The organism is Mycobacterium sp. NGS56 (genome assembly GCF_059812425.1).
The window spans coordinates 493,048-518,578 of record NZ_JCALCQ010000002.1 but is presented as its reverse complement, the minus strand read 5'-3'; the positions used below and the strand labels follow the sequence as shown (position 1 = coordinate 518,578).

Here is a 25,531-nt window from a genome sequence, read left to right as displayed (position 1 = left end):
GAATGACCTGTCGACGCCCATTTCGGGGGGTCCACCGAGTCTGGCTTGCTTGGTGATCCTGGGATCTGCCGGTGCTCGAAACACTACACCTAGTGGGTGACAAGATGTCGAGATACAAGATGTTCTGAATAACAATTTTGAAATTCCCTGGTCGCGAGCTCGGTCGCGAGCAGATCTGGACCGCCGTTCGGCGTGTCGCAGATCACAAATCGCGGCGGGGCGGGCCATGCGTTCCGGTATATCAGCGACCACCGACATCGCCGCCGGCCGCGCTGGGACCGCCCGCAGCCAGCAAAGCCGCCAGCCGGAGCTGGCGGCTTTGCTATTCGGTTGTGCCAACCTCGCTGCTCGCCCGGCGAGTGGGTTGTCGACTTCTGCCAATCAGCCGACCTCTGCGGCCAGCTTGCCCACCACGTCACGCACGTTCGCCGAGACTTCGGCGTGCTCGGCCGGTGCCTTGCCCTCCAGCGTCTTGAACGGCACCGACAGTTTGATCGCCTCCGCCACCCGTGCGCCGGCGATGCCGAAGGATTTGCGGGTGTCGTCGTGCGCCCACACTCCGCCGTACTGGCCGAAGGATCCGCCAATGACCGCCAGCGGCTTGCCCTTCAGCGCGCTGTCGCCGAACGGGCGGGACAACCAGTCGATCGCGTTCTTGATGACGGCCGGGTAGCTGCCGTTGTACTCCGGGGTCACCACCAAGGCGGCGTCGGCGTCGGCCGCGGCGGCGCGCAGCGCGGCCACCGGGCCCAGCGGCGGAGCTCCGGCGTTCATCGCGGGGTCGATCTCTTCGTTATAGAACGGCAGTTGACCAAGCCCTTCGAAGATCGTGACGGTCACGTCGTCGGCGGCGACCGCCACCGCCAACTCGGCGATCTGGCGGTTGATCGACGCCGCCCGCAGGCTTCCCACTAACGCCAAGATTTTGATTGCCACTCTTGAAGTTTCCCTTCGGTCTTGGTGTACATCCTCGCATGCACTAACCGGACTATAGTCCGCTTTGTTCCCTCGGCGTTAAAGTGCAGGAGTGAGCGAGCAGTCGGGCGAGGTGTACGCGTGCGCCCCGCGGGTTGTGCACCAGGAACGGGGTGACGCGGCGCGCAATCGCGCCCTGCTCCTCCGGGCTGCCCGAAGCCTGGTCGCCGAGCGCGGCGCCGATGCCGTCACCACCGACGACATCGCCGCGGCCGCCGGAGTCGGCAAAGGCACGCTGTTCCGTCGCTTCGGCAGCCGGGCCGGCCTGATGATGGTGCTGCTGGACGAGGACGAACAAGCTGTTCAGCAGGCGTTCCTGTTCGGCCCGCCGCCTCTGGGCCCCGGTGCTCCGCCGACCGATCGGCTGGTCGCGTTCGGCCGGGAACGGATCCGGTTCGCCCACGACCATTGCGAACTGCTGTCGGCGGCCAACCGCGACCCACACAACCGGCACAACGCACCGGCGATGGTGCAGCGCACGCACGTGCGGGTGCTGCTCAAGGCCGCCGAATCCACCGGTGATCTCGACGCCCAGACCGACGCGTTGCTCGCGCTGCTGGACGTGGACTACGTCGAGCACCAACTGGCCGAGGGCGGTCACACCCTGGCGACATTGGGCGACGCGTGGGAAAGCCTGGCGCGCAAGCTTTGCGGGCGATGAACGCCGCGCCCGCCGTGGCACCGGCTTGGGTCTTGCATGTGGACCTCGACCAGTTCTTAGCGTCGGTCGAGCTGCGCCGGCACCCCGAATTGGCCGGGCTGCCGGTCATTGTCGGCGGCAGCGGCGACCCGAACGAACCCCGCAAGGTCGTCACCTGCGCCTCCTATGAGGCCCGGGAGTTCGGCGTGCGGGCGGGCATGCCGCTGCGTGCCGCCGCCCGTCGCTGCCCCGAGGCGACCTTCCTCCCCTCGGACCCGGCAGCCTACGACGCGGCGTCCGATCAGGTGATGGGTGTGCTGCGCGACCTGGGGCATCCAGTCGAAGTCTGGGGCTGGGACGAGGCCTACGTCGCGGTGACCGCACAGGATCCGAGCGAGGTCGCACAGCAGATCCGCAGCGTCATCTCCTCGGAGACCGGGCTGTCCTGCTCGGTCGGCATCAGCGACAACAAGCAGCGCGCGAAGGTCGCCACCGGCTTCGCGAAACCGGGCGGCATTTTTGTGCTCACCGATGCCAACTGGATGCCCCTGATGGCCGATCGTCCGGTCGACGCGCTATGGAGCGTCGGACCCAAAACGGCGAAAAAACTTGCAGAACTTGACATTACGACGGTGTGGCAACTGGCCCACTGCGATCCGGGGTTACTGACGGCCACGTTCGGACCGCGCACCGGGCTGTGGCTGCTGTTGTTGGCCAAGGGCGGCGGCGACAGCCAGGTCAGCGCCGAACCGTGGGTGCCGCGCTCGCGCAGCCATGTCGTCACCTTTCCGCGCGATCTCACCGATCGATCCGAGATAGACGGGGCCGTAACGGATTTAGCGGAGCGGGCCCTGGCGGATGTGTCGGCGACGGGCCGAATCGTGATCCGGGTGGCGGTCACCGTGCGAACGGCAACCTTCTACACGCGCACCAAGATCCGCAAGCTCGATGCGCCCAGCACCGATCGCGACGTCATCGTGGCCGCGGCCCTTCGCGTTCTCGACCTATTCGAGCTCGACCGACCCGTCCGGCTGTTGGGAGTGCGTCTCGAGCTGGTAATGCCGGACTAGCGCGGGCGGGCTAGGGCTGACAGTCCGCCTCCTCCTCAGCCCGCTGCACGGCCTGCATCGTCGGCCGGCCGGGCCGCAACGCGCGGGTGAAAATCACGTTCACCTGTCGCATCGCCACGCTATAAGGCCACCACGCAAGCCTTTTGAACGCATACAAGGCGCGGATGTCGACCGACGTGTAGATCAGGTATCGGTTCTTGGCCACCCCGGCCAGGATCTTGTCGGCGGCCCTTTCCGGCGACACGGCATGGCCGGCGAACCGCTTCACCCACCGGGCGACGTTGGGGTCTTCCCGGTCCACCCCCGCGATCTCCACGGTGTTCACCAGCGGGGTGTTCACCGCACCCGGCACCACAACCGAGACCCCGATGCCGTGGCGGGCCAGGTCGAAGCGCAGCACCTCCGACAGGCCACGCAATCCGTACTTGCTGGCGCTGTAGGCGGCGTGCCAAGGCAGTGCCACCAGCCCGGCGGCAGAGGACACGTTGACTAGGTGCCCGCCGCGTTTAGCCGCCACCATGGGCGGGACGAAGGTCTCGATGACGTGGATCGGCCCCATCAGGTTGATGGCGACCATCTTGCTCCACTGCTCATGGGTCAGCCGGTCGACGGTGCCCCACGCGGATACGCCGGCGATGTTGAGAACGACGTCCATGCTCGGATGTGCGGCGTGGACATCGGCGGCGAACGCGGCCACCTGGTCATAGTCGGCGATGTCGAGCGCCCGATGCTCGGGAACCTGGGCGCCCAGTGCCCGCGCGTCCGCCACGGTCTGTTCGAGGCCATCGCTGTCGCGGTCAGTCAGATAGAGCTCGGCACCTTGCGCTGCCAGCCGCAACGCGGTGGCGCGGCCGATGCCGCTCGCCGCGCCGGTGACAAGGCACCGCTTTCCCGCGAAAGACCGCCCGGATCCCCTCTGCGCCATTGCCGTGACGATACCGGCGGTAACACCCGCCCTAGGACCGACCGCCCCACAATGCGTGCAGCCACAACTGCTCGAGGAGGCGCACCCGTCGGTCACGGTCGCTGTCGCGCCCGGTCAGGATCGGGTCGCCGGTCAGCATCAGCGCGGTGGTGCCGGCCAGGGTGCGGATCAGCGTCGGAAGGTCGTCGCTGATCGGACTGGCCGTCCCCGCCTTCATCTCAGCCTCGACGATCCCGACTATCTGGCCCAGCACCACCTCGAACTGCTGATCCAGCATGTTGCGGATCTCTACATCGGTGTTGCGGGCCTCGTTGCACGCGGTCACCACGGGGTCGTTGTGTGCGTAGACGGCCGCGGCGCTGCCAACCATCCGCTTGGCGAACTGCTCGGGTGATTCGCCGGCCTGTCGGGGCGCGAAGTATTCGGTGAGCTCCTCGAGTTCTTCTGCGGCCTCGGCCATCAACTGTGCCAGCACCGCGTACTTGGAATCGAAGTAGAAGTAGAAGCCGGACCGCGCCACCCCGGCCCGCAGGCTGATGGTGCTGACCGACAATTCGGCAAACGGCTTCTCCTGCAGCAGTTCGCGTACCGCCTGCAAGATCGCCTGGCGTTGCTTGTCGCCACGCCGTCGTGCGCCCGGCTCTGGAGTGGCGGGGTGGCTGGTCACTCCCTGACCTTGCACCACGCCACGAAAAAAGCAAACTTGACAGCCGTCAAGTTTTTCGGCGAAGGTTATGAAATCAGTGACGGCCGTCACCCAGAGGGCACGCAAAGGAGCGTTCATGACCGCCACCATCAGCACCCCGCACTACCTGCTGGATCAGGCGCGGCGCCGGTTCACGCCATCCATCAACAACTTTCCCGGCATGGGGATCGTCGAGCGCAGGCTGCTGAACACCGAGTTCCCGGAGCGCAAACTCGCCGACCCCCCACCGGGCAGCGGGCTCAAGGCCGTCCTCGGCGACGCGGGCCTGCCGGTCATCGGGCACATCATCGAGATGCTGCGCGGCGGCCCCGACTACCTGCTGCACATGTACCAGACCAAGGGTCCGGTGGTCTTCGGGGACTCGCCGGTCCTGCCCGGCGTCGCCGCCCTGGGCCCGGACGCCGCCCAGGTCATCTACTCCAATCGCAACAAGGACTACTCCCAGCAGGGATGGGTGCCGGTAATCGGGCCGTTCTTCAACCGCGGTCTGATGCTGCTGGACTTCGAAGAGCACATGTTCCACCGCCGGATCATGCAGGAGGCCTTCGTCCGGTCCCGCCTGGTCAGCTATGTCGAGCGGATGGACCAGGTGGTCTCCCAGACCATCGCCAATGACTGGGTGGCCAATGACGCACGGTTCCTGCTCTACCCGGCCATGAAGGAGCTGACGCTCGACATCGCGTCGATGGTGTTCATGGGCCACGAGCCGGGAACCGACCACGATCTCGTGACCAAGGTCAACAAGGCTTTTGCGGTCACCACGCGCGCCGGCAACGCGATCATCCGCACTCCCGTGCCGCCGTTCACCTGGTGGCGCGGGCTCAAGGCGCGTGAGCTGCTGGAGAACTACTTCCGCGAGCGGGTCAAGGAGCAGCGCGCGAACCCGGGCACCGACCTGTTGTCGGTGTTGTGCCAGACCGAAGACGAGGACGGCAACAAATTCTCCGACGACGACATCGTCAACCACATGATCTTTTTGATGATGGCCGCGCACGACACATCGACGTCGACGGTGACAACGATGGCCTACCACCTGGCTTCCCACCCGGAATGGCAACAGCGCTGCCGCGAGGAATCGGATCGCCTGGGCGACGGGCCACTCGACATCGATTCGCTGGAGAAGCTGGAGACGCTGGATCTGGTGATGAACGAATCAATCCGGATCGTGACGCCGGTGCAGTGGGCAATGCGTCAAACGGTGCGCGACACGGAGCTGCTGGGCTACTTCATCCCGAAGGGTACCAACGTCATCGCCTACCCGGGCATGAATCACCGGCTGCCCGAACTGTGGACCGACCCGCTGAAATTCGACCCCGAGCGGTTCACCGAGCCGCGCAACGAGCACAAGCGGCACCGTTACGCGTTCACGCCCTTCGGCGGCGGCGCGCACAAGTGCATCGGGATGACGTTCGGGCAGTTGGAGATCAAGACGATCCTGCACCGCCTGCTGCGCAGGTACCGGCTCGAGCCACCCCGACCGGGCTACACATGCGAGTGGGATTACGGCGGCATGCCCGTGCCGAAAGACGGCATGCCGATTGTGTTGCGTCCCCTGTAGCACGTCCGCGACCGCCGAGCGGCGCCTCGCGGCAGGGCCGAGTTTCATGTGCGCTATCACCGGCGCTAGCGCACATGAAACTCACCCATCGATCTGGGCAGCAATTCACTCGGCAGCGAATAGCCCGTCGCCGCAGGCGCTCCCGGTCCGGAATTCGTGGGCCTGATGGCCGATTCGGGTCCTCTTACCCGGCCGGCCCGGTAGCAAGCTCGAACCGTAGATACGCCTGAATCGTCGTACCGGTCCTGGTGGTGTGGGTTCGCACCAGGTCCGAGATGGCGTTGACCAGATACAGGCCGCGGCTCGCGGGGCCGGACGGACCGGGGTCCAGGCGCCCCACCATCGGGTCGTCGAGTCGTCCGGTGTCACGCGCCTCGCAGACCAGATGCCCGTTGTCTTGCCAAAAAGCCAGCCGGCAGGCGCCCCCGGTATACATCAGGCTGTTGGTGGCCAACTCGGTGGCGACCAGCTGTAGATCCTCGATGCTCTCCTGGGACAACCCCATCCAGCCCGCATAGTCGACGGCGAAGGAACGCGCGGGCCGAAGGTCAGCCGACTTGCGGACCATGTATGTGACCGCGCCGGGACCGGCGGCCAGCGGCCGGTTGCAGCGGTCCAGAACGTCGGCGGGAGCGTAGTCGCGGCTGCGTTGCAGCACACCGCCTTCCCACAGCAGCGGATGTGTCGCCCGCGCGTCGGACAGGACACCGCCGGGGAGCCGACCCGCGTCGTAGAGGCACAGGCTGGTCGCCGGGTAGCCGTCCATGGCCTCGTTGACGAGTGCTTCATGTTCCGTGCAGGCGACGAACTCCTCTTCAGTGCGGCCGGGCCACGCAAGTTGGCTGACGATCCGGACTCGCCGGTCCGGGTGCTCGTCGATGAAGGCGCCCTGCATTGCCATGAACCGGCTCGGGTTGCGGGCCAACTCGGTGATATCAACCATGCGCACGTCGGCCGGTGGGTCGCCACCGGCGTACAACCCGTCGCGCAGCAGCGCCAGCGTCTCGGCGGGTACGGCGAGCAGCACCGCCTCGTGCTGTGCCAGACCCTCGCCGACGAAGCGGCTTGCCAAATTTAGGAATTCCCGCTGAGAGTGATAAATCGATGCGGAGTGGACGAAACCGTATTGTCTGGTTTCGTTATCCGCCCTCACTTCAGCGCTCTCGCTTTCGATCACCTGCGCCAACCCCCTGCTGGGTCGGCTGACGCCTCCCCCTATTCCCAGTACCCAAGACGGCCCTTCGCTATACCGCGGAGCAGGTCACATTCAGGCGCGCCTCACTGACGGCACCGTGTCGATGACTCGTGATCACGCCGTCACAGCCACCACGAGGCGGCCGCGTCGAGATGACGCCGGAGGCGATATGAGGCGACGCTCTCGTCGGCGGCCGCGACCGCCTCGACGATCCGCAGGTGAGCGTGGTGCACGGCCAGCACGTCGGACCAGGTCGGCAGCGCCTGGCCGCTGCTGGACCAGTGCCGGCGGAACAGCTCGACGATTATCCGGAGGAACAGATCCAGCAGCGTGTTGCCGGCGAGTTGCGCCAGGCCGACGTGGAAGTTGAACTCTTCGGCGATTGCCTGCCGCACGTCGTCGGCCGTCGGCCGGGAGTTTTCCGGCGGCGCGCACCGATGCGCGGCCAAAAACCCCGCCACCTGCTTGTCGGACACCCGCTTGACGACCTTGGCCAGGTTGTCGACTTCGATGGCGTCGCGGACGCAGCGCAGGTCTTCGCGGCTGGGGCCGCGGTACTGCAGGTGCAAGGCGATCGTTTCGATACTGGCCTGCGCCGCGGGTTCGGCGATCACGAGTCCGCCGCCGGGTCCGCGGCGCATGTGGGCTATCGAATGGTATTCGAGCAGCCGCACCGCCTCGCGAAGCACCGCGCGGCTCACCCGATAGCGCTGCAGCAGGGCCGTCTCGGTGCCGAAGACCGAACCCACCTGCCAGCCGCTGGCGGCGATGTCGTCGCCGATGGTGGCGGCCAGCATCTCGGCCAGTTTCCCCCCGGGCGCTTCGGCATCGAGCCGCCGGCGCCTCTTTCGCCCCCGGCTGGCGTCGCCCACGTGATGCTGCTGCAGCCAGCCGGTGACGGCCTCCACGTGGCGCTCGGACAGCGTCTTGGCTCGCGCGGCATCGCCGGCCGTGACGGCGGCGACGATCGCGGAGTGGTGCGCGTGCAGATGGTCGACCGCCTCCATGGCCTCGGTTGTCGAATCCGTCCGCGACGCCAGGGCATAGCGAGTGGTGAGCCGCATCAGGACATCGATAAAGAGTTGCAGCACCGGGTTTTTCGACTGTTCGGCCAGCGCGACGTGAAACTCGTCGCGCGGCACCGGCAGGCCCGGCTTCCATTGTTCCTCGGCGCGCAGCACCGCCCGCAGCCGCGCGATGCCGGCCTCGTCGATATGCTCGGCGGCGAGCGATGCCGCCAGCGGTTCGAGTACCAGACGCGCGTTGAGCAAGTCGCCCGGCGTCGTGCCCAGATATTCGAGATAGATGACGACCGCGCGGGTGGCGGGCCCCGCATCCGGCTCGCAGATGTACAACCCGCCGTTGGGGCCGCGGCGCATCCGCGCGACCTGATGGTGTTCGACCAGCCGAACGGCTTCTCGCAGCACCGACCGGCTCACCCCGAAGCGCTGCTGCAGAGCCTGTTCGGAGCCCAGCGATTCGCCCACTGCCCAACCGCGACGAACGATATCGGCTTCGATGTCGCGGGCGAGGATCGAAGCGAGTTTGTTCTCCTGGCCTGTCCTTGGCTCCTCAGTCATCCCCGGCTCGATCGCGCTCTGGATCAACAGGTCAGCAGCATGCACCCCGCGACGGGCCCGCCGCCGACGGAAACGACGCCCACCTCGGGGCGACGCGACACCTGCCGCTCCCCCGCGTCGCCCCGCAACTGCAGGCACCCTTCGTGCAGGGCCCAGTAGCCGTGCATGCGCCCCGCCGAAAGTTGGCCGCCGTAGGTGTTCAGCGGCAGCTGCCCGTCGCGGGCGATCCGCGCCGCGCCCTCGACGAACGGTCCGCCCTCGCCGTCGCCGCAAACCCCGAGCGCTTCCAGCCATGCCAGGGTGAGGTAGGTGAATCCGTCGTACAACTGGGCGACTTGGAGGTCGGCGGGCTTCAGCGTCGTGCGCGACCACATCTGCGCGGCGGCATCCGACATCGCCATCTTCGGATAGTCCGCGCGGTGAAACCACCCGCCGGCGCCGTCGGACCCGCCGATCGCCTCCACCGTCACCGCGCGGTGGGGGCAGTCGGCGGCGTGCTCCGCATGCGACACCACCACCGCGATCGATCCGTCGATCGGGACGTCGCAGTCCAGCAGCCCAAGTGGGGTCGAGACCGGCCGCGCGCTCAGGTAATCGGCCATCGTCATCGGATCCCGGTACACCGCGCGGGGATTCAGCGCCGCGTTGCGCCTGCCATTGAGCGCGATCCAGCCCAGCTGTTCTTTGGTGGTCCCGTACAGCTCCATGTGACGACGGCAGTTGAGCGCCAGCCAGTTGGCGGCCGAATAGGCGTGTGCCGCAACGAGATCGTTGACGTCGTCCATTGCCCCGACGGCGGGCTTCGGCTCACCTTCGGGTGTCTGGAACATCCGCGCCAGGGGCGGCGCAGACGCGTTCGCCTCCTGCTTGACCGGGACCGTTCCGCCGAGCATCTGGATCGTCCGGTACACCACCACATGGCGGGCGCGGCGTTCGGCGACCGCGCGGCAGGCCGACATCACCGGCGACAGCAGGCCGCCGGTGCCGAAGCCCGACCCGCAGTCGGCGGCATCGATGCGCAGCTCGGCGTTGACGTCCACCGCGGGTGTGTCACCCAGCGTGGCGATGCCGTCGATGTCGGTCGGGGCCAGCCCGGCGTCCTCGATGGCGGCGCGCACCGCCTCCATCGTCAGCTCCAGGCCGGGGATGCCGGTGCGGCGGCCGATGTGCGAGATCCCGATGCCGGACAAGATCGCGTCTTTCTCGAAATGCGCCAATGTACACCGCCCGTCAGACCGCACCGCACCGCGTCGAATCAATTGAGTGTACTGTATTCGTCGTGCCAGACGGCCCACTGCTCATCGACTACTGCGACGGCTGTACCCGCTGGGTGCATCCGGCCAGCGGCCAGTGTCGCGAATGCGGCGGCACGCTCGAGGCGCGCGAAGTTTCCGGGCGGGGCACCGTGTTCACTTATACGGTCAACCATCACCCATACAACCCAGAGATTTCCACCCCGTACGTCATCGCCATCGTCGAGCTCGCCGAGCAGACTGGCCTGCGGGTCGCCGCCAATATCGTTGACTGCGAACCGGACTCGGTGAGCTGCGGCATGCCCGTGACTCTGCGGCCCGAACGTGGCAGTGGCGGCGCGGCGCAGTTCGCACCGGCCTGACGCTCGCTAGTTGATCAGCGGGTCACGCGGCATGCCGAGGACCCGCTCGGCGATCTGATTACGCGTCACTTCCGACGTACCGCCGGCAATCGCCATGCCCCGGGCCCCCATCATCAGCCGGCCGGCCAGGGCGCCGGCGCCGTCGGTCAGCGCGACCTCCGGGCCCAGCAAGGCTGCCATGATCGCTGCGCCCTCCACCATGTGCTCGGCCAGCTTCAGCTTGGTGACGTTGCCCTCCGGGCCGGGGCCCGCGCCTTCGACGCTGCGCGCGGCGCGCCGCAGGTTCAGCAATCGCAGCGCGGTTTCCTCGGCCAGATACGTGCCGACCCGAACTCGCCCGCCCGCCAACCGATCCGGGCGTTGCTCGGTGAGCCGCACGAGCTGCTCGGCCAGGCCCTCGTAGAACGATCCACTGCCGCCGATGCTGACCCTTTCGTTGCCCAGCGTTGCGCGCGCGACGGTCCACCCGGAGTTGGGCGCCCCGACGACGTCCTCGTCGGGAACGAAGAGGTCGTTGAAGAAGACCTCGTTGAAGTCCGAACCACCGGTGATCTGCCGCAACGGGCGCACCTCGACTTCGGGCGCCTTCATGTCGACGATCACCGTCGTGATGCCGGCGTGCTTCGGGGCGTCGGGGTCGGTGCGCACCGTGGCGAGGCCGCGCGCGCAGTAGTGCGCCCCGCTGGTCCACACCTTCTGGCCGTTGATCTTCCAGCCACCATCCACCCGAGTGGCGCGCGTCTTAATCGATGCGGCGTCCGAGCCGGCGTCAGGCTCGGAGAAGAGCTGGCACCAAATCTCGTCCTTGCGCAGCGCCTTCTCCACGAATCGTTCGATCTGCCAAGGCGTTCCGTGCTGGATCAGGGTCAGGATCACCCAGCCGGTGATCCCGTAGTCGGGCCGCTTGATGCCGGCCGCACGGAACTCCTCCTCGATCACGAGCTGCTCGACGGCGTCGGAAGCGCGTCCCCACGGTTTGGGCCAGTGCGGCATCACGTAGCCGGTCTCGATCAACTTGTCGCGCTGGGCTTCTTTATCCAGGGCGGCGATCTCGGTGGCGTCGGCGCGGATGCCGGTCCGCAGTTCTTCGGCTTCCGGCGGCAGGTCGAGGCTGTTCTCGCGGACGACGCCGCCAGCGGTGCGCTCGAAAACGTCGATGGCCGGCGCTGAAGGGCCGCTGCCGCCGAACAGTGCCGCGCTCACCACCGCCCGGCGCAGGTGCAGATGTGCGTCGTGTTCCCAAGTGAAGCCGATGCCGCCGTGCACCTGGATGTTCAGTTCGGCATTTCGGACGTAGGCGGGGAAGGCAAGCGCCGCGGCCACCGCGGCGACCAGCCGGAATTGCTCCTCGTCCTCGGCCGCCGCGCGGGCGGCGTCCCACACCGCGGCGATCCCGGACTCCGCGCCCACCAACATGTTTGCGCAGTGATGCTTGACCGCCTGAAAAGTCGCGATGGTGCGCCCGAATTGCTGGCGCACCTTTGCGTAGTCGACGGCGGTGTCGACACAGTCCGCCGCCCCACCCACCGCCTCTGCGGCCAGCAGCGTGCGAGCGCGCGCCAACGCCGACTGGCGTGCCCCCGTCAGGACATCGTCGTCGGACACCCGCACGTCCTGCAGGCGGACCCGCCCGGATCGGCGCGTTGGATCGAAGTTCCCCGGCACCTCCACCGAGACGCCCTCGCGGCCGCGTTCGACCACCAGCACGTCGTCACCCGCGGCGATCAGCAGCAGCTCGGCCAGCCCGGCACCCAAAACGATTCCGGCCTCACCGTCAGCTACACCGTCATTGACCCGCACCTGGCTGTCCAGTCCGATGCCGGCGGTGACCGTTCCATCGATCAGGCCGGGCAACAGCCGCGACTTCTGTTCGGCGGTACCGTCTTTGGCGATCACCGCGGACGCGATCACGGTGGGCACGAAGGGCCCGGGCGCTAGTGCGCGACCGAGTTCTTCGATCACCACTACGAGTTCGGGCAATCCGAATCCTGAACCGCCGTAATCCTCGTCGACGTGCAGGCCGAGCCATCCGAGCTCGACCAGGTTGGGCCAAAACCCAGGGCGGGGCTCGTCGGAGGCGTCGAGCAGCGATCGCGCCGCCCAGCGCGCTTTCTGCGAGGTCAAGAACCCGCGGGCTACCTCGGCGAGTTCACGATGGTCGTCGGTTATTGCGATACCCATGAGGGCCCTCCTCGCGCCGCATGCCAGCCGGGTTTGATTGTCCCGCTCCCCGCGGACCGCGGGCGGTCCGCATCCTCGGAGCTGAAGCTGGGTGGCCTGCCCCGCTTCGAGGGGAAGCGGGGCGGCTGCCTAAAGAGTGTACTTAATGCGAGGAGGGCCCCAGCCGCGGGTCTACTTGGGTGCGAACCGCTGCCCGGCGTCCAGTCGCAGGCATTGGCCGTTCAGCATCGGGTTGTCCACGATGGCGACCACCAGCTTCGCGTACTCCTCGGGACGGCCGAGGCGCTTGGGGAACGCCGCGTCCTTGGTCAGCTGCGTAACGAACTCGTCGGGGATGCCTTGGGTCAATCCCGTGGCGAACAGGCTGGGCGCGATTCCCAGCACCCGGATGCCCACCGAGCCCAGGTCGCGGGCCATCGTCAGACACATGCCGGCGATCCCCGCCTTGGCGGCGGTGTAGGCGACCTGCCCGATCTGGCCCTCGAAGGCCGCGATGGAGGCGGTGTTGATGATGACGCCGCGCTCGCCGGTGTCAGGATCTTCGGGCTCGTTCTTGGCCATGTGCGCGGCGGCCAGCCGGCTGATGTTGAAGGTGGCGATCAGGTTCAGGTCGATCACGGACTGGAAAGATTCGAGGTCGTGCGGACCCGATTTGGTCAGCGTCCGCTTGGCGATACCGCCACCCGCGGTGGTCACCACGACATGCAGCCCGCCGAGCTTGTCGACCGCGGCCTGCAACGCCTCTTCGGTGCCGGTGAAGTCAGTGACGTCAACGGGGTAGAAGGTACCCCCGACGCCCTCGGCAACGGTCTTGCCGTCGGAGCCTTCGCGGTCGAGGATCGCGACATCCGCACCGCGTTCGTGCAGCAGCTCGGCGCTGGCCCGGCCCATTCCCGACGCGCCGCCGATGACGACGACCTTCTTGCCACTGATCTCCATCCGGGTGTCTCCTTTGTGGTTGTCAGAATTCATGCGATCTGTAACGTTACGTAGGCACGCTAGCGTGTCCGCTCCTAAGGCTTGTCACCGAGCCATGCCAAGCTGGCAGCCGTGCTCCTTCTCGATGTGGCAACGACGTCTGACGACGTCGGGAGCACGTCGTCGCGGCTGACGAAAGTCGCCCACATCGCCGAGCTGCTGACCCGTGCCGCACCCGATGCCGCGGTGGTCGCCATCGTGGTGTCGTGGCTTTCCGGCGAATTGCGGCAGCGCCAGATCGGCGTCGGGTGGGCGGCGCTGCGCTCGCGTCCGCCGGCGGCGTCGCACCCATCGCTGACCGTCGCCGGCGTCGATGCCGCCTTCTCCGACATCGGCGCCGTTTCGGGCAAGGGCGCGCAGGCGCGCCGTGCTGCGCTCCTGGGTAGCCTGTTCGCCGCCGCCACCGACGCCGAGCAGACCTTTTTGGTGCGGCTCCTCGGCGGCGAACTACGCCAGGGCGCACTGGCCGGGATCATGTCTGACGCCGTGGCGAAGGCGGCCGGCATCCCGGCCGCAGCGGTGCAGCGAGCCGCGATGCTCGGCGGTGACCTGCCGGCGGTGGCGGCGGCGACTCTCTGCGGTCCCTTGTCGGGCTCAGCCTCGGCACTGGACGCGTTCACCCTGCGGGTCGGTCGGCCGGTTGGCCCCATGCTGGCGCAGACCGCGTCGAGCGTGGGCGATGCTATTGAACGCCACGGCGGACAGACGATTTTCGAAGCCAAACTGGACGGGGCGCGGGTCCAGATTCACCGCACCGGTGACGAGGTCACCGTCTACACCAGAAGCCTGGACGACGTCACCGCCCGGCTGCCCGAAGTGGTGGAGGCGACGCTGGCACTGCCGGTCGACAACCTCATCGCCGACGGCGAGGCCATCGCCCTGCGGCCCGACAACCGGCCGCACCGATTTCAGGTCACCGCCTCACGATTCGGCCGCTCCGTCGACATCGCCGAAGCCCTTGCTGTGCAACGGCTTTCGGTGTTCTTCTTCGACATCCTGCATCGGGACGGCGTCGACTTGCTCGACGCGCCGGCCACCGAGCGGCTGGCCGCCCTCGACGCGCTGGTGCCGCCGCCGCAGCGGGTAGATCGGCTGCTCACCGCCGACCCCGAGGAGGCGGGCGCCTTCCTTGACGCGACGCTTTGCGCCGGACACGAGGGGGTGATGGCCAAGGCACCGGAGGCGCCATACCAAGCGGGCCGCCGGGGAGCGGGCTGGCTGAAGGTCAAGCCGGTGCACACCCTGGACCTGGTGGTGCTCGCGGTGGAGTGGGGATCGGGCCGCCGCCGCGGCAGACTCTCCAATATCCACCTGGGCGCACGCGACCCGGCCAGCGGCGAATTCATCATGGTGGGCAAGACTTTCAAGGGCATGACCGACGCCATGCTGGAGTGGCAGACCGCCCGGTTCAGCGAGCTCGCCGTCGGCAAAACGGACGGTTACGTCGTGCAAGTGCGGCCCGAGCAGGTGGTCGAAATCGCGCTCGACGGCGTGCAGAAGTCGTCGCGCTACCCAGGAGGGCTGGCGCTGCGGTTCGCACGCGTGGTGCGCTATCGCGACGACAAGAGCCCGGCCGAAGCCGACACGATCGACGCCGTGCGCGCGCTGTACTGAATCCCGGCGCCACCGTCGACCGCCCCCCGGACCTGACCGAAGTGCAGTAGCCGATCACGCACGAATAGGTAGTCGACTACGCGTGTCAACTGGTGATGGCCGACCGTACGTTGAGTCCATCACCGGCCGACCTACCTGGTCAACGGGACCGCAACGCGAAGAAGGTGGACGAAATGCTGGTCACGCCAACGGGGCTCCGGACCGCACCCGATACCGTCAACGAGCCCACTGGGCAACCGGCCTCGGTCGAGGCGGCGAGCGCAGAGGTTCTGATCAGCACCCAGCAGGTGCTCTTCGGCACCGCCGTCGTTCAGGAGACGCGGCGCGCGCCGCTCGGCAGCCGGATCGCTGCCGCGCTGCGGCAGATGGTCGCGGACGCGAATCGGCCGCGACACCCCTACGTGAGGCATTACGCCTACCTCGAGAACGCCCGCATGGCACGCGAAATGGACCGGCTGTGAACGCAATCATCAGCGTCGCCTGCGTCGGATTGATGATGCTGCTCGCGGTGGGGACCTACAACCTGCAGTGGCGGCTCGAGCGCAACGACTACGAGCGCCATTTCGAGGACTGACCGAAAGCGCAGGGCGCGCCGCGAAAAGATCGTGCCGAACTGCGCGGCCCGGTCCTAAACTTGCGCGATGAGAGTCGGTATCGACTTTGGCACCACCCACACCGTCGTCGCGGCCGTCGACCGGGGCAACTATCCCGTCGTCTCCTTCGAGGGCGAGGATGCGTGGCCCTCGCTCATCGCCGCCAATCCCGCCGGGGAGTTGCGCTTCGGCGCACAGGCCGCCGCCGTCCGCCACGACCGGGGTTGGTCGGTGCTGCGCTCGTTCAAACGCTTACTCAACGACGCCGGACCCCAGACCGAGGTCACCCTGGCCGGCCGTGATCATCGCCTGGCCGACCTGCTCACCGGCTTTTTGGCCCAGCTGAAGGTCGATCTGCAGCGGCACTCGAATGTCGCCCTGGCCCCGGGCGAACCCATCGAAGCCGCGATCAGCGTGCCGGCCAACGCGTCGAGCGCCCAGCGCCTGCTGACCCTGGATGCCTACGTTGCGGCCGGTTTTCACGTCGTCGCGCTGCTCAACGAGCCCTCCGCCGCGAGCCTGGAATACGCCCACCGGTACCGATCCACCATCACCGCCAAGCGCGAGTACGTCCTCATCTACGACTTGGGTGGCGGCACGTTCGACGCGTCGCTGCTCAAAATGACCGGGCACGCGAACGAGGTCGTCATCAGCGAAGGCATCCAGCGCCTCGGCGGTGACGACTTCGATGAGGCGATCGTCGAGTTCGTCTCGGCGGGCGCGAACCTGCCCGCACTCGACGCCGCCCAGCGCGCCCTGCTCGCCGAGGAGTGCGCCGCGCGCAAGGAGGCGGTCGGGCCGCAGACGCGCCGTTTCCTGGTGGACCTGTCCCCGCTTGATCGGCCGCCGTTCTCATGCCCCATCGACGAGGTCTACTCGGTGTGCGCGCCGCTGGTCGACCAGACGACGCGGCTGCTCAGTCGGGTGCTGCACGACCCGGCGCGGGGTCGCAAGGATGTGGACTGGTCGGAGGTGGCCGGCATCTACGTCGTCGGCGGGGCCGGAGGTTTCCCGCTGGTGTCCCGGATGATGCGCAGCACCTTCGGCGAGAAGCGGGTGAAACGCTCGCCGCACCCGTTCGCCGCCACAGCCATCGGACTTGCAGTCTTTCTCGACAGGGAGTCCGGTTTCGCGCTGTCCGAACGCTTCTCGAGGAATTTCGGGGTATTCCGGGAGGCCGAAGCCGGTGCCGGGGTCGTCTTCGACCCGATCGTGTGCAAGGACGTTTCGCTTCCGGCCGATGGGCAATCCCCGCTGGTGGTGAAGCGAAAGTATCGAGCGGCACACAACATCGGGCACTTCCGGTTCGTGGAATGCAGCCGCCTGGTCAACGGGCGGCCCGACGGCGACGTCACGCCGTATGACCCGGTGCTGTTCCCGTTCGACCCGGCCCTGCGCCACCACGACGACCTGGGGCGTCAGCCGGTCGGCCGGTGGATGGACGGACCCGATGTCGAGGAGCGCTACGTCATCGCCCCCAGCGGTGCGGTGGAGGTCACGTTGACGACGCAGCCGGCCGGGTTCGAACGCACCTTCCGCCTGGGGCGTTGCGCGTCCGCTAGCTGACGAGCCATTCAGCCATGCAGCTATACGACGTCATGCGAACGACCTTCGCGGCGCGCGAATTCACCGACGACCCGTTGCCCGACGAAGTGTTGTGGCGGGTCTTCGACAACGCGCGGTTCGCACCGAGCGGCGGCAACCGGCAGGGCGCCCACATCACCGTGGTGCGCGACCCGGATACCCGTCGGCGACTCGCCGAACTGGGCGCGACCGCGGCCCGCCGCTACTTCGCTCAGCTGCAGGCGGGCGAAAACCCTTGGAACTCAATTCATCCCAGCGCTGTGCCGCATGAAGTCATCGACCAAACCGACGTCCCAGACACGTTCGTCGCACCGATCGCCAAAGCTCCTGTCGTTCTGGTTGTTTCGGTGGACCTGGCTGTTGTCGCCGCCATCGATCAAGATCTGCATCGGGTCGGCCTCGCGGCCGGTGCGTCGGTCTACCCGTTGATCTGGAACATCTTGCTCGCCGCGCGCAGCGAGGGCTTCGGCGGCACCATCACGACCATGGCGATTGCGGCCGAAGAACAAGTCCGTCGACTGCTGGGCATTCCCGACGCGCACGCGGTGGCCGCGGTCGTGCCGCTCGGAAAACCGGCGCGGCAACTGACCAAACTGCGCCGCCGGCCGGTCACCGAGTTCATCACTCGTGATCGGTTCGACGGTCCGGCTTTCGAAGGTCGATGACTCGTCGCTACGGCAGCGATAGGGTCGAACTATGACCGACATAGATTTGGACACGCTGTCGACCCCGGAACACGGCTACACCGTCGACGACTGGGACGACGACGCCGGTGCTACTCGACCGGGAGGGCAAACACGTTGAAACCTGGCGCGAGCGCTACCCCTACGACCATCGGATGCCGCGCGAGGAGTACGAGCGGGTGAAGCGACGGCTGCAAATCGAGCTGTTGAAGTTGCAGAAGCACAACAAGCGCGTCGGCGGTAGGCATGTGATCGTGTTCGAGGGGCGCGACGCGGCCGGAAAAGGCGGAACCATCCAGCGATTCATGGAGCACCTCAACCCACGCAACGCGCGGGTTGTGGCGCTGGAAAAGCCGACCGCGCAAGAGAAGACCCAGTGGTATTTCCAGCGCTATATCAGCCATCTGCCGTCGGGCGGTGAGATGGTGCTTTTCGACCGGTCGTGGTACAACCGCGCCGGCGTTGAGAAGGTGATGGGGTTCTGTACCCCCGAGCAGTACGACGAATTCATGCAGCAGGCGCCGCCGTTCGAACAGATGCTGGTCGACAACGGCATCATCTTGACCAAGTTCTGGTTTTCGGTATCGCCGGCCGAACAACGCACCCGGTTCGCCGTCCGCTTGGTGGACCCGGTGCGACAGTGGAAGTTCTCCCCGATGGACATCGAATCGGTGAACAGATGGGATGACTACACCACGGCGAAGGAAGCGATGTTCGACGCAACCGACACCGATGTCGCTCCGTGGATCGTGGTCCGAAGCAACGACAAGAAGCGCGCCCGGATCAACGCCATGCGCTACCTGCTCGCCAACACCGATTACGACGATAAAGACGTCGAGGCGGTGGGCGAGCCGGATCAACAGATCGTGGGCCGGGCGTTGACCGACTGAGGTCAAGGGCAACGTCCATGTCCATTGGCGTATCACCGAATCGCCTGAGCCTTAGCCGCGCACCCGGGGCAACACGTCGCGCTGCCAAGCCGCGAAGAACCCGTCCATGTCGGGGCCGATCTGCTGCACGTAGATTTCGTCGACGTCGGCGTCGATGTATTCGCGGACCTGTGCGACGTGCTTGTCGGGGTCTGGTCCGCAGGCCACGCTCTCGGCGACGGTTTCCGGCGGCACCAGCGATTGCAGGGCGGCGAAATCCTTGGGCCGAGGCAGGATTTGTGAAGTCTGCCCGGGCAGTCCCTCATTGGCCCACAACCGGTGCGCGGTCTTCAGCGCAGCGTCGGCGTCGGAGTCCCAGCAAACTTTGGTACCGCCCTGCACGGGCTTGTCGCCGCCGCCGGACTCCCGGAATTGCTTGACCAGGTCGCCGTCGGGCATGGCGATGCTGTACCCGTCGCCGATGCGGGCGGCCAACTCGACGGCCTGTGGGCCGAACGCGGAGACGTAGATCGGCACCGGCTGTTCCGGCCGGGTGTAGACCTGCGCTTCCTGCACCTCGTAGTGCTTGCCGTGGTGGCTTACCTCACCACCCTTGTGCAGCTTGCGAATGACGTCGATGGACTCCTCCAGCATCTCGAGGCGCACACCCGCGGGTGGCCACGGATCGCCCAGGATGTGTTCGTTGAGGGCCTCGCCGCTGCCCACCCCGAGCACGAAGCGTCCGTCGAGTTGCACGGCCGCGGTGGCCGACGCCTGGGCGATGATCGCCGGGTGGATTCTGATGGTCGGGCACGTGACGGCCGTGCTGACCGGCAGCGATGTCGCCTCCGACAGCGCACCGATCACACCCCATACGAACGGGCTCTGGCCCTGCTCGTCATTCCAGGGGTGGTAGTGGTCTGAGATCCACAAGGCTTCGAATCCGGCGTCCTCCGCACGCTTGGCCTGGTCGATGAGTTCCTTCGGGCCGAATTGCTCGCAGGTGAGAAAGTATCCGATCTTGGTCATGGCGCCCGGGCTACCCGCTACGGGACTGCTTATGCGCGAGTAGGGCGCGATTGATCCCGTCGCGCCGGGGGCGGGAGCCTGACCGAAGCGACCACACGTCCGCCCCTATCGGCGCGTATTCGCGCCAGTTAGTCTGTGCGCCAACGCTTTCCTTTCCTGCTGCGCGCGCGAAGACGAGCACGAGCGGCTTCGCTGCGTGCCCAACCCGCCCTCGGCGCTGCACGGGCGTTCAGTCATGACGACGGCGCGAGTGCGGGTGGACGCCACATCGGTCCCTCCCGTCACGGCCGCGGCAGGGCTGTGTCAAGTGTCCGCCTTTCAGCGACAACGCCAGGACGCCCGCGTGTTGTGCCTTCACGTGTTTGCGGCCTTCACTTCCCGTGTTCGCGGTCATGTCGCTCGAAGGTGGGCAAAAACCTACATCCTTTACCGGGGGGGTAGTGAGGCGGATGTGACCAGAGGAACGCGCTCGCCTCTTCTCGAGGCCTCGCATGGAAACAGCTTCGCCAATTCGGAGAAGGTAGTTCTCGGCAGTCGAGAGACGGATTACGATCGCTGGTGACCTGTGCCGGTGTCACCGGACCGAGTGCCGCCAAACACAACGATCGGAGTCCATCATCGACACCTGGATTCTCGACGCGGTCCGCACGCCTCGTGGTCGCGGCCGCCCCGACGGCGGACTGCACGGCGTGCATCCGCAAGCCCTGCTCGCGAGATGCCTCAACGTGCTGGCCGAGCGGGTCGGCTTCGATCCGGGCGACGTCGACGACGTGATCGCCGGCAACGGCATTCTCAGCGGAGACCATGGCGACGACATTGCGCGCCTGTCGGTGCTGCTGGCGGGGTGGCCCGAGAGCGTTCCCGGGATGACCCTGAGCCGATTCTGCGGGTCGGGCCAACAGGCGGTGACCGTTGCGGCGGCCGGCATCGCCGCGGGCAGTGAGGATCTGGTGATCGCCGGCGGCGTCGAGTCGATGTCGCGCTGGGACGTCACGGCGGGCATCCCGACCATCGACGGCAACAACCCGGATCTTCGCGCAATGTATCCGACTGTCCCGCAGGGTATTTCGGCTGACCTCATCGCCACCCTGGAGGGGTTCAGCCGCGAGAGGGTCGACGCCTACGCGGCACGGAGCCAAAGCCGCGCCAGCGCCGCCATCGAGGAGGGGCGCTTCAAACGTTCGCTGGTCGACGTGCCGACAGCGGACGGTTGCATCGAGCGCGACGAGCATCCCCGCCCCGGCACCACCCTCGAATCGCTGGCCCGCCTCAAACCGGCCTTCGCTTCGATGGGCGCCGCGTGTGCCGATGGTGAGCGAGGCACCTTCGACGAGATATGTCTGCAGCGCTATCCCGGCATCGACCGCATCGATCACGTGCACCATGCGGGTAATTCCTCCGGGGTCGTCGACGGCGCCGCCGCGGTGGCGCTGGCCTCCTCGAACTGGATGCACTCCCATCGGGTGGCGCCGCGTGCGCAGATTCGGGCCGCCGCGGCGATCGGCAGCGAGCCGATCATCATGCTCACCGCCCCCGGGCCGGCGGCTCTGCGATGCCTCGAGCGGGCCGGCATGACCGTGGCCGACATCGATCTCTGGGAGATCAACGAAGCTTTCGCCGCCGTCCCGCTCAAGACGATGCGCGATCTGGACATCGACCCCGAGGTGGTCAACGTCAACGGCGGAGCGATCGCGCTCGGGCACCCCATCGGTGCCACCGGCGCCATGCTGATCGGCACGGTGCTGGACGAGCTCGAACGTCGTGGCCTGACAACGGGACTGGTGACCATGTGCACCGGCGGCGGGATGGGCACGGCAACGATCATCGAGCGGGTCTGACCATGCCCGACACCGTGGAGCTCGACCGCCCGTGCGGCGGGGTCGCCATCCTGCGGCTCAATCGCCCCCAGCGGCTCAACGCCATCGACGAGGCGATGCTGACCGAATTGCAGGACGCGCTCGATGATTTGGCGGCCGATCCCGCGGTGTACGCCGTGGTGCTGACGGGCGCCGGACGCGGGTTCTGTGCGGGCATCGACATGCGCGACTTCGGGCCCTCGATGCTGGACGCGAGCGCACCCGCGCTGGACCGGATGCGTTTTCAGGAAAGGATGGCCGCCCTCGCCGAAGCGGTGCGGGCGCTGCCGCAGCCGGTCATCGCCGCCGTGAATGGTCCCTGCGTGGGCGCCGGGTTCGCGCTGTGCCTGGCGGCCGACATCCGAATCTGCTCGGCGGCGGCATCTTTCGGTAATGCCGCCATCTTGCTGGGGCTCTCGGGCGCCGAGATGGGCATGAGTTACCACCTGCCGCGCATCGTCGGGACCAGCGTGGCCGCCGACTGGATGCTCACCGGCCGCACCGTGTCGGCCACCGAGGCGGACCGGCGCGGTCTGGTCAGCGAGGTTGTCGAGCCGGATCGGCTGGCCGAACGCGCGGTGGAGTTGGCTTCGCTGATCGCGAGCCATGCGCCGCTCGGCGCGCAGCTGACCAAGCGCGCGCTCCAGGTCAACGCCGACGCCCCGAGCCTGGCGTCGGCGATGGAACTGGAAAACCGCAATCAGGTGATTTCGCACGCGACCGACGAGGCGGCTGAGCGTCGCGCAAAGTGGTCTTCATGACCGGTCCCCTGCGCGGTGTGCGCATCGTCATGATGGGCGGATTGGGGCCCGCCCCGTTTTGCGGAATGTTGTTGGGAGACTTGGGCGCCGAGGTCATCCGCATCGATGCGCTTGCGGGCGTTGACGGCCCGCCACCAGTCGACCGCACGGTCCGCCGCAGCCAGCGTTCACTCGCCGCCGACGTCAAAGATCCGCGAGGCGCGGACCTTGTTCATCGGCTGGCCGCCGCCGCGGACGCCTTCGTCGACGTGTACCGGCCCGGGGTGGCCGAACGCCTGGGCATCGGCCCCGACGCACTACGGGACCGCAATCCCCGCCTCGTCTATGCCCGCATGACCGGCTACGGACAGGACGGGCCGCTGGCCGGTCATGCCGGTCATGACATCAATTACCTTGCGCTGACGGGTGCCTTGCACGCCATCGGCACCGCCGAATCACCGATACCGCCTCTGAATCTGGTCGGCGACTACGGTGGCGGCGGAATGCTTCTGGCCGTGGGGCTGCTGAGCGCGATCCTCGAGGCGCGCGAGTCGGGTGTGGGCCAGGTCCTCGACGTGGCGATGGTCGACGGCGTCGCAGCCCTGCTGACACCGTATTTTGGCATGCTTGCCGCCGGCACATGGCGCGACCGGCGTGGAGACAATCTGCTCGACGGGGCGGCGCACTTCTACGGCACGTACGCCACGGCCGACGGGGGCCACATAGCCGTCGGCGCCATGGAACCGAAGTTCTACGCCGAGCTGTGCGGCCGGCTCGACGTGCATGTGCCCCACGACGATGACGACCCAGAAGCATGGGCGGCCCATCGGGACGCGCTGGCCGCGCGCTTCGCCGAGAAGTCCCGTGCCGAGTGGGCGCGCCTGCTCGGCACGCCGGGATGTTGTGCGACACCGGTGCTTTCGCTTACCGAGGCACCGCGACATCCGCATAACGTCGCGCGACAGACCTTCATCGAATTCGACGGCATCACCCAGCCCGCACCGGCGCCGCGCTTCTCCCGAACCATTCCGGCCACTCCCGCGCCGCCGTCGTTGCCGGGGGATCACACCCGTGCGGTGCTGCGTGGGCTGGGCTTGGACACCGACGCCATCACCGCCCTCGAAGATGCCGGCGTGGTGGCCCAAAGCGGCTCAGAGTGACCAACCCAGAGAGGACGGCGCATGTCGTGGGACTTTTCCACCGACCCCGAGTGGGCACGGCAACTCGAATGGGTCGAGCACTTCGTGCGCGAAGAGTGCGAACCGATCGACTTGATTGTCAAGGAATCTCACGATCTCAATGATCCGGCGCGTCAGGCGCTGATCCCGCCGCTGCAGGACATCGTGAAGAAGCGCGGACTGTGGGCCACCCACCTGGGCCCACACCTGGGCGGCCCGGGCTTTGGCCAGGTGAAGTTAGCGCTGCTGAACGAGATCCTGGGCCGCTCGGAGTGCGCACCAATCGTCTTCGGTTCACAGGCTCCCGATTCCGGCAACAGCGAAATCCTGGCGCACTACGGCACACCCGAGCTCAAGGAGCGTTACCTGGAGCCGCTGTTGGACAACCGCATCATTTCGTGTTTCTCGATGACCGAGCCACAGGGCGGGGCCGACCCGAAGGTATTCCGCACCACCGCGGTGCTCGACGGGAATCACTGGATCATCAACGGGGAGAAATGGTTTTCATCGTTTGCCTCGATGGCGTCGTTCATCATCGTGATGGCGATGACCGATCCCGAGGCGCCGCCCTATGAGCGTTACTCGATGTTCGTCGTTCCCGGCGACACCCCCGGCATCAACGTGCTGCGCAACGTCGGGCTGGGTTACCAGCCGACCGGCGGTGGGCGCGAGGGTTATGTCCGCTATGAAAACGTCCGTGTGCCGGCCGATCACATGTTGGGTCCCCGCGGCGGGGCGTTCGTCGTCGCCCAGACCCGCCTGGGCGGCGGGCGGATTCACCACGCGATGCGCACCGTGGGTCTGGTCCGCCGGATCTACGACATGATCTGCGAGCGAGCGGTGTCGCGCTACACCCAGGGCGAGGCGCTGGCCAACAAGCAACTCGTCCAGGAGATGGTCGCCGACTCGTGGATGGAAATCGAGGCGTTCCGGCTGCTGACCCTTCAAACAGCCTGGAAGATCGACAAATTCAACGACTACAAGGCCGTGCGGGCCGATATCTCAGCGGTGAAGGCGATGATGCAGAAGGTCCTGCATGACGTGTCATCGCGCGCGCTTCAGGTGCACGGGTCGTTGGGCACCACCCACGAGATGCCGTTCGTGCAGTATCTGGTGGAGTCGTTCGTGCTCGGGCTGGCCGATGGCCCGACCGAAGTGCACAAGGTCACGCTGGCGCGACTGCTGCTGAAAGACCGCGAACCCGCACCTGATCTGTTTCCCTCCGAACATCTGCTGCGGTTGCGCGCGGCCGCGGAGGCCAAATTCGCGGACAAGCTGGCGGGCATCCCGCGCGGCTGAGCCCAGCCCAATTCAGACGGCCTTGGTGACGCCGACGTAGGACAGCACCACGTCGGAGAGGTCGGTCACCCGGGTCAGCACCGCATAGGAGCGGATGAATGATTGACCCACGCAGCCGTCGATCTTGACATGGAAGTTGCTGATCATCACCCAGGGATCTGCACCTTTGAACTGCTTCTTGACCACTGGCACCACGATCACCAAGCCGGGCTTGAGTCCCACGCTCATCACACCGTTGATGGGCGTCGAAACGAACGGCAACAGCGGCGGCAGCGTGCCGGTGGCGTCGAACGTTGGGCTGACGCCGGGGATGATGCCGGCACCGCCCTCCATGATCACCCCGTTCGAGGTACTCATGTCGATTCCGCAACCGATCTGGTAACCCACCTCCAGGAGGCCGTGCGGCTCTTCCGGCCCTCTGAGGGAGCCGACGAAAATGCCGCTGGACACATATTCGCGCGACGAAATCGCGGTGGTCAGCGGTGCCACCGGAACCTGCATCTCGTCCTTGGCGCCCAGTCCCAGCGTCCAGCCGTCAGGGGTATTCAGAATCGCGGGAGGATTCGAGGGCACCGCCCCTTCGGCGGGTGGCGCGGCATCGGGTGGCGTGGTACCCGACTGGGGTTCAGAATCGGCCGAAGGTGCCGCGATCATCGACATGGC

Annotated in this window: 22 protein-coding genes and 1 pseudogene; 13 read left to right on the top strand and 10 right to left on the bottom strand. The window is 67.0% G+C overall.

The genetic code is table 11. From position 1 onward, the window contains the following. Positions 1 to 381: 381 nt before the first annotated feature. Entirely contained in the window at positions 382 to 936 is a 555-nt protein-coding gene (locus AC5Y4F_RS09745; protein WP_499996290.1) for an NAD(P)H-dependent oxidoreductase, read from the bottom strand. 91 nt (positions 937 to 1,027) lie between these two features. Between AC5Y4F_RS09745 and AC5Y4F_RS09740 the strand changes: the two genes are divergently transcribed. After that, a complete protein-coding gene (locus tag AC5Y4F_RS09740; protein ID WP_499996286.1) occupies positions 1,028 to 1,636 on the top strand; it encodes a TetR/AcrR family transcriptional regulator in 609 nt (202 codons plus the stop codon). Continuing rightward, a complete protein-coding gene (locus AC5Y4F_RS09735; RefSeq protein ID WP_499996284.1) occupies positions 1,633 to 2,685 on the top strand; it encodes a DNA polymerase IV in 1,053 nt (350 codons plus the stop codon). The genes AC5Y4F_RS09740 and AC5Y4F_RS09735 overlap by 4 nt, the downstream gene beginning before the upstream one ends. A gap of 10 nt (positions 2,686 to 2,695) precedes the next feature. On the opposite strand, the gene AC5Y4F_RS09730 is transcribed toward AC5Y4F_RS09735, so the two are convergent. Together AC5Y4F_RS09730 and AC5Y4F_RS09725 are read right to left on the bottom strand one after the other, a co-directional pair. After that, positions 2,696 to 3,610, bottom strand: a complete 915-nt coding sequence (locus AC5Y4F_RS09730; RefSeq protein ID WP_499996283.1) for an SDR family oxidoreductase — start codon at positions 3,608 to 3,610, stop codon at positions 2,696 to 2,698. Between the two features lie 31 nt (positions 3,611 to 3,641). Continuing rightward, complete coding sequence (locus AC5Y4F_RS09725) at positions 3,642 to 4,277, bottom strand: TetR/AcrR family transcriptional regulator (protein WP_067937150.1); 636 nt, start codon at positions 4,275 to 4,277, stop codon at positions 3,642 to 3,644. A 115-nt stretch (positions 4,278 to 4,392) separates the two neighbouring features. Here AC5Y4F_RS09725 and AC5Y4F_RS09720 point away from each other — a divergent pair, with 115 nt between their 5' ends. Beyond that, positions 4,393 to 5,874 carry a cytochrome P450 gene (locus AC5Y4F_RS09720; RefSeq protein WP_499996280.1) on the top strand — a complete coding sequence of 494 codons (1,482 nt, stop codon included), beginning with the start codon at positions 4,393 to 4,395 and terminating at the stop codon, positions 5,872 to 5,874. 184 nt (positions 5,875 to 6,058) lie between these two features. Here the strand turns inward: AC5Y4F_RS09720 and AC5Y4F_RS09715 are convergent, their stop codons facing one another. The 3 genes from AC5Y4F_RS09715 to AC5Y4F_RS09705 form a co-directional block, all read right to left on the bottom strand. Beyond that, complete coding sequence (locus AC5Y4F_RS09715) at positions 6,059 to 7,051, bottom strand: sensor histidine kinase (RefSeq protein WP_067937153.1); 993 nt, start codon at positions 7,049 to 7,051, stop codon at positions 6,059 to 6,061. Between the two features lie 140 nt (positions 7,052 to 7,191). After that, positions 7,192 to 8,649: a FadR/GntR family transcriptional regulator gene (locus AC5Y4F_RS09710; RefSeq protein ID WP_499996279.1), complete on the bottom strand. Its 1,458-nt coding sequence runs from the start codon at positions 8,647 to 8,649 to the stop codon at positions 7,192 to 7,194. A gap of 23 nt (positions 8,650 to 8,672) precedes the next feature. After that, positions 8,673 to 9,866 carry a thiolase family protein gene (locus tag AC5Y4F_RS09705; protein ID WP_499996278.1) on the bottom strand — a complete coding sequence of 398 codons (1,194 nt, stop codon included), beginning with the start codon at positions 9,864 to 9,866 and terminating at the stop codon, positions 8,673 to 8,675. A gap of 62 nt (positions 9,867 to 9,928) precedes the next feature. On the opposite strand from AC5Y4F_RS09705, the gene AC5Y4F_RS09700 reads away from it, so the two are divergent. After that, the gene (locus tag AC5Y4F_RS09700) at positions 9,929 to 10,264 is read left to right on the top strand and encodes a Zn-ribbon domain-containing OB-fold protein (protein ID WP_499996276.1); all 336 of its coding nucleotides are present in this window, start codon (positions 9,929 to 9,931) and stop codon (positions 10,262 to 10,264) included. Between the two features lie 6 nt (positions 10,265 to 10,270). On the opposite strand, the gene AC5Y4F_RS09695 is transcribed toward AC5Y4F_RS09700, so the two are convergent. Together AC5Y4F_RS09695 and AC5Y4F_RS09690 are read right to left on the bottom strand one after the other, a co-directional pair. Next, entirely contained in the window at positions 10,271 to 12,445 is a 2,175-nt protein-coding gene (locus tag AC5Y4F_RS09695) for an acyl-CoA dehydrogenase family protein (protein ID WP_499996273.1), read from the bottom strand. A 171-nt stretch (positions 12,446 to 12,616) separates the two neighbouring features. Continuing rightward, positions 12,617 to 13,384, bottom strand: coding sequence for an SDR family NAD(P)-dependent oxidoreductase (locus AC5Y4F_RS09690; protein WP_067937114.1), 768 nt, complete (start codon positions 13,382 to 13,384; stop codon positions 12,617 to 12,619). Between the two features lie 111 nt (positions 13,385 to 13,495). Here AC5Y4F_RS09690 and AC5Y4F_RS09685 point away from each other — a divergent pair, with 111 nt between their 5' ends. The 5 genes and pseudogenes from AC5Y4F_RS09685 to ppk2 all read left to right on the top strand — a co-directional run bounded on the left by AC5Y4F_RS09685 (position 13,496) and on the right by ppk2 (position 18,787). Next, positions 13,496 to 15,037 (top strand): ATP-dependent DNA ligase, encoded by a 1,542-nt coding sequence (locus tag AC5Y4F_RS09685; RefSeq protein WP_499996272.1) that lies wholly within the window; start codon positions 13,496 to 13,498, stop codon positions 15,035 to 15,037. Positions 15,038 to 15,132: 95 nt separating this feature from the next. Next, positions 15,133 to 15,498: a hypothetical protein gene (locus tag AC5Y4F_RS09680; RefSeq protein WP_067937336.1), complete on the top strand. Its 366-nt coding sequence runs from the start codon at positions 15,133 to 15,135 to the stop codon at positions 15,496 to 15,498. A gap of 180 nt (positions 15,499 to 15,678) precedes the next feature. Further along, entirely contained in the window at positions 15,679 to 17,196 is a 1,518-nt protein-coding gene (locus AC5Y4F_RS09675; protein WP_499996269.1) for an Hsp70 family protein, read from the top strand. Positions 17,197 to 17,210: 14 nt separating this feature from the next. Further along, a complete protein-coding gene (locus AC5Y4F_RS09670) occupies positions 17,211 to 17,879 on the top strand; it encodes a nitroreductase family protein (protein WP_499996266.1) in 669 nt (222 codons plus the stop codon). A 31-nt stretch (positions 17,880 to 17,910) separates the two neighbouring features. Then, positions 17,911 to 18,787, top strand: a pseudogene (gene ppk2 / locus AC5Y4F_RS09665) (polyphosphate kinase 2). 51 nt (positions 18,788 to 18,838) lie between these two features. On the opposite strand, the gene AC5Y4F_RS09660 reads toward ppk2, so the two are convergent. After that, positions 18,839 to 19,795: an LLM class F420-dependent oxidoreductase gene (locus AC5Y4F_RS09660; protein ID WP_499996259.1), complete on the bottom strand. Its 957-nt coding sequence runs from the start codon at positions 19,793 to 19,795 to the stop codon at positions 18,839 to 18,841. Between the two features lie 629 nt (positions 19,796 to 20,424). Here AC5Y4F_RS09660 and AC5Y4F_RS09655 point away from each other — a divergent pair. Genes AC5Y4F_RS09655 through AC5Y4F_RS09640 form a run of 4 tightly spaced genes read left to right on the top strand, consistent with a single transcriptional unit; the run spans position 20,425 to position 24,868 of the window. Further along, entirely contained in the window at positions 20,425 to 21,633 is a 1,209-nt protein-coding gene (locus AC5Y4F_RS09655) for an acetyl-CoA C-acetyltransferase (RefSeq protein WP_499996453.1), read from the top strand. Between the two features lie 2 nt (positions 21,634 to 21,635). Then, entirely contained in the window at positions 21,636 to 22,412 is a 777-nt protein-coding gene (locus AC5Y4F_RS09650) for an enoyl-CoA hydratase/isomerase family protein (RefSeq protein WP_499996255.1), read from the top strand. After that, positions 22,409 to 23,551, top strand: a complete 1,143-nt coding sequence (locus tag AC5Y4F_RS09645) for a CaiB/BaiF CoA transferase family protein (protein ID WP_499996251.1) — start codon at positions 22,409 to 22,411, stop codon at positions 23,549 to 23,551. The genes AC5Y4F_RS09650 and AC5Y4F_RS09645 overlap by 4 nt, the downstream gene beginning before the upstream one ends. 21 nt (positions 23,552 to 23,572) lie before the next feature. Next, positions 23,573 to 24,868, top strand: a complete 1,296-nt coding sequence (locus AC5Y4F_RS09640; RefSeq protein ID WP_499996249.1) for an acyl-CoA dehydrogenase family protein — start codon at positions 23,573 to 23,575, stop codon at positions 24,866 to 24,868. Positions 24,869 to 24,880: 12 nt separating this feature from the next. Here AC5Y4F_RS09640 and AC5Y4F_RS09635 read toward each other — a convergent pair whose 3' ends face one another. After that, positions 24,881 to 25,528, bottom strand: coding sequence for an MspA family porin (locus tag AC5Y4F_RS09635; protein ID WP_499996452.1), 648 nt, complete (start codon positions 25,526 to 25,528; stop codon positions 24,881 to 24,883). Positions 25,529 to 25,531: the final 3 nt, after the last annotated feature.

Bases quoted from the DNA above. Each gene is read 5' to 3' on its own strand.
- AC5Y4F_RS09735 (WP_499996284.1), top strand. From the start codon at position 1,633: ATGAACGCCGCGCCCGCCGTGGCACCGGCTTGGGTCTTGCATGTGGAC.
- AC5Y4F_RS09730 (WP_499996283.1), bottom strand. From the start codon at position 3,610: ATGGCGCAGAGGGGATCCGGGCGGTCTTTCGCGGGAAAGCGGTGCCTT.
- AC5Y4F_RS09720 (WP_499996280.1), top strand. From the start codon at position 4,393: ATGACCGCCACCATCAGCACCCCGCACTACCTGCTGGATCAGGCGCGG.
- AC5Y4F_RS09710 (WP_499996279.1), bottom strand. From the start codon at position 8,649: ATGACTGAGGAGCCAAGGACAGGCCAGGAGAACAAACTCGCTTCGATC.
- AC5Y4F_RS09695 (WP_499996273.1), bottom strand. From the start codon at position 12,445: ATGGGTATCGCAATAACCGACGACCATCGTGAACTCGCCGAGGTAGCC.
- AC5Y4F_RS09690 (WP_067937114.1), bottom strand. From the start codon at position 13,384: ATGGAGATCAGTGGCAAGAAGGTCGTCGTCATCGGCGGCGCGTCGGGA.
- AC5Y4F_RS09680 (WP_067937336.1), top strand. From the start codon at position 15,133: ATGGCCGACCGTACGTTGAGTCCATCACCGGCCGACCTACCTGGTCAA.
- AC5Y4F_RS09675 (WP_499996269.1), top strand. From the start codon at position 15,679: ATGAGAGTCGGTATCGACTTTGGCACCACCCACACCGTCGTCGCGGCC.
- AC5Y4F_RS09670 (WP_499996266.1), top strand. From the start codon at position 17,211: ATGCAGCTATACGACGTCATGCGAACGACCTTCGCGGCGCGCGAATTC.
- AC5Y4F_RS09660 (WP_499996259.1), bottom strand. From the start codon at position 19,795: ATGACCAAGATCGGATACTTTCTCACCTGCGAGCAATTCGGCCCGAAG.
- AC5Y4F_RS09650 (WP_499996255.1), top strand. From the start codon at position 21,636: ATGCCCGACACCGTGGAGCTCGACCGCCCGTGCGGCGGGGTCGCCATC.
- AC5Y4F_RS09645 (WP_499996251.1), top strand. From the start codon at position 22,409: ATGACCGGTCCCCTGCGCGGTGTGCGCATCGTCATGATGGGCGGATTG.
- AC5Y4F_RS09640 (WP_499996249.1), top strand. From the start codon at position 23,573: ATGTCGTGGGACTTTTCCACCGACCCCGAGTGGGCACGGCAACTCGAA.
- AC5Y4F_RS09635 (WP_499996452.1), bottom strand. From the start codon at position 25,528: ATGTCGATGATCGCGGCACCTTCGGCCGATTCTGAACCCCAGTCGGGT.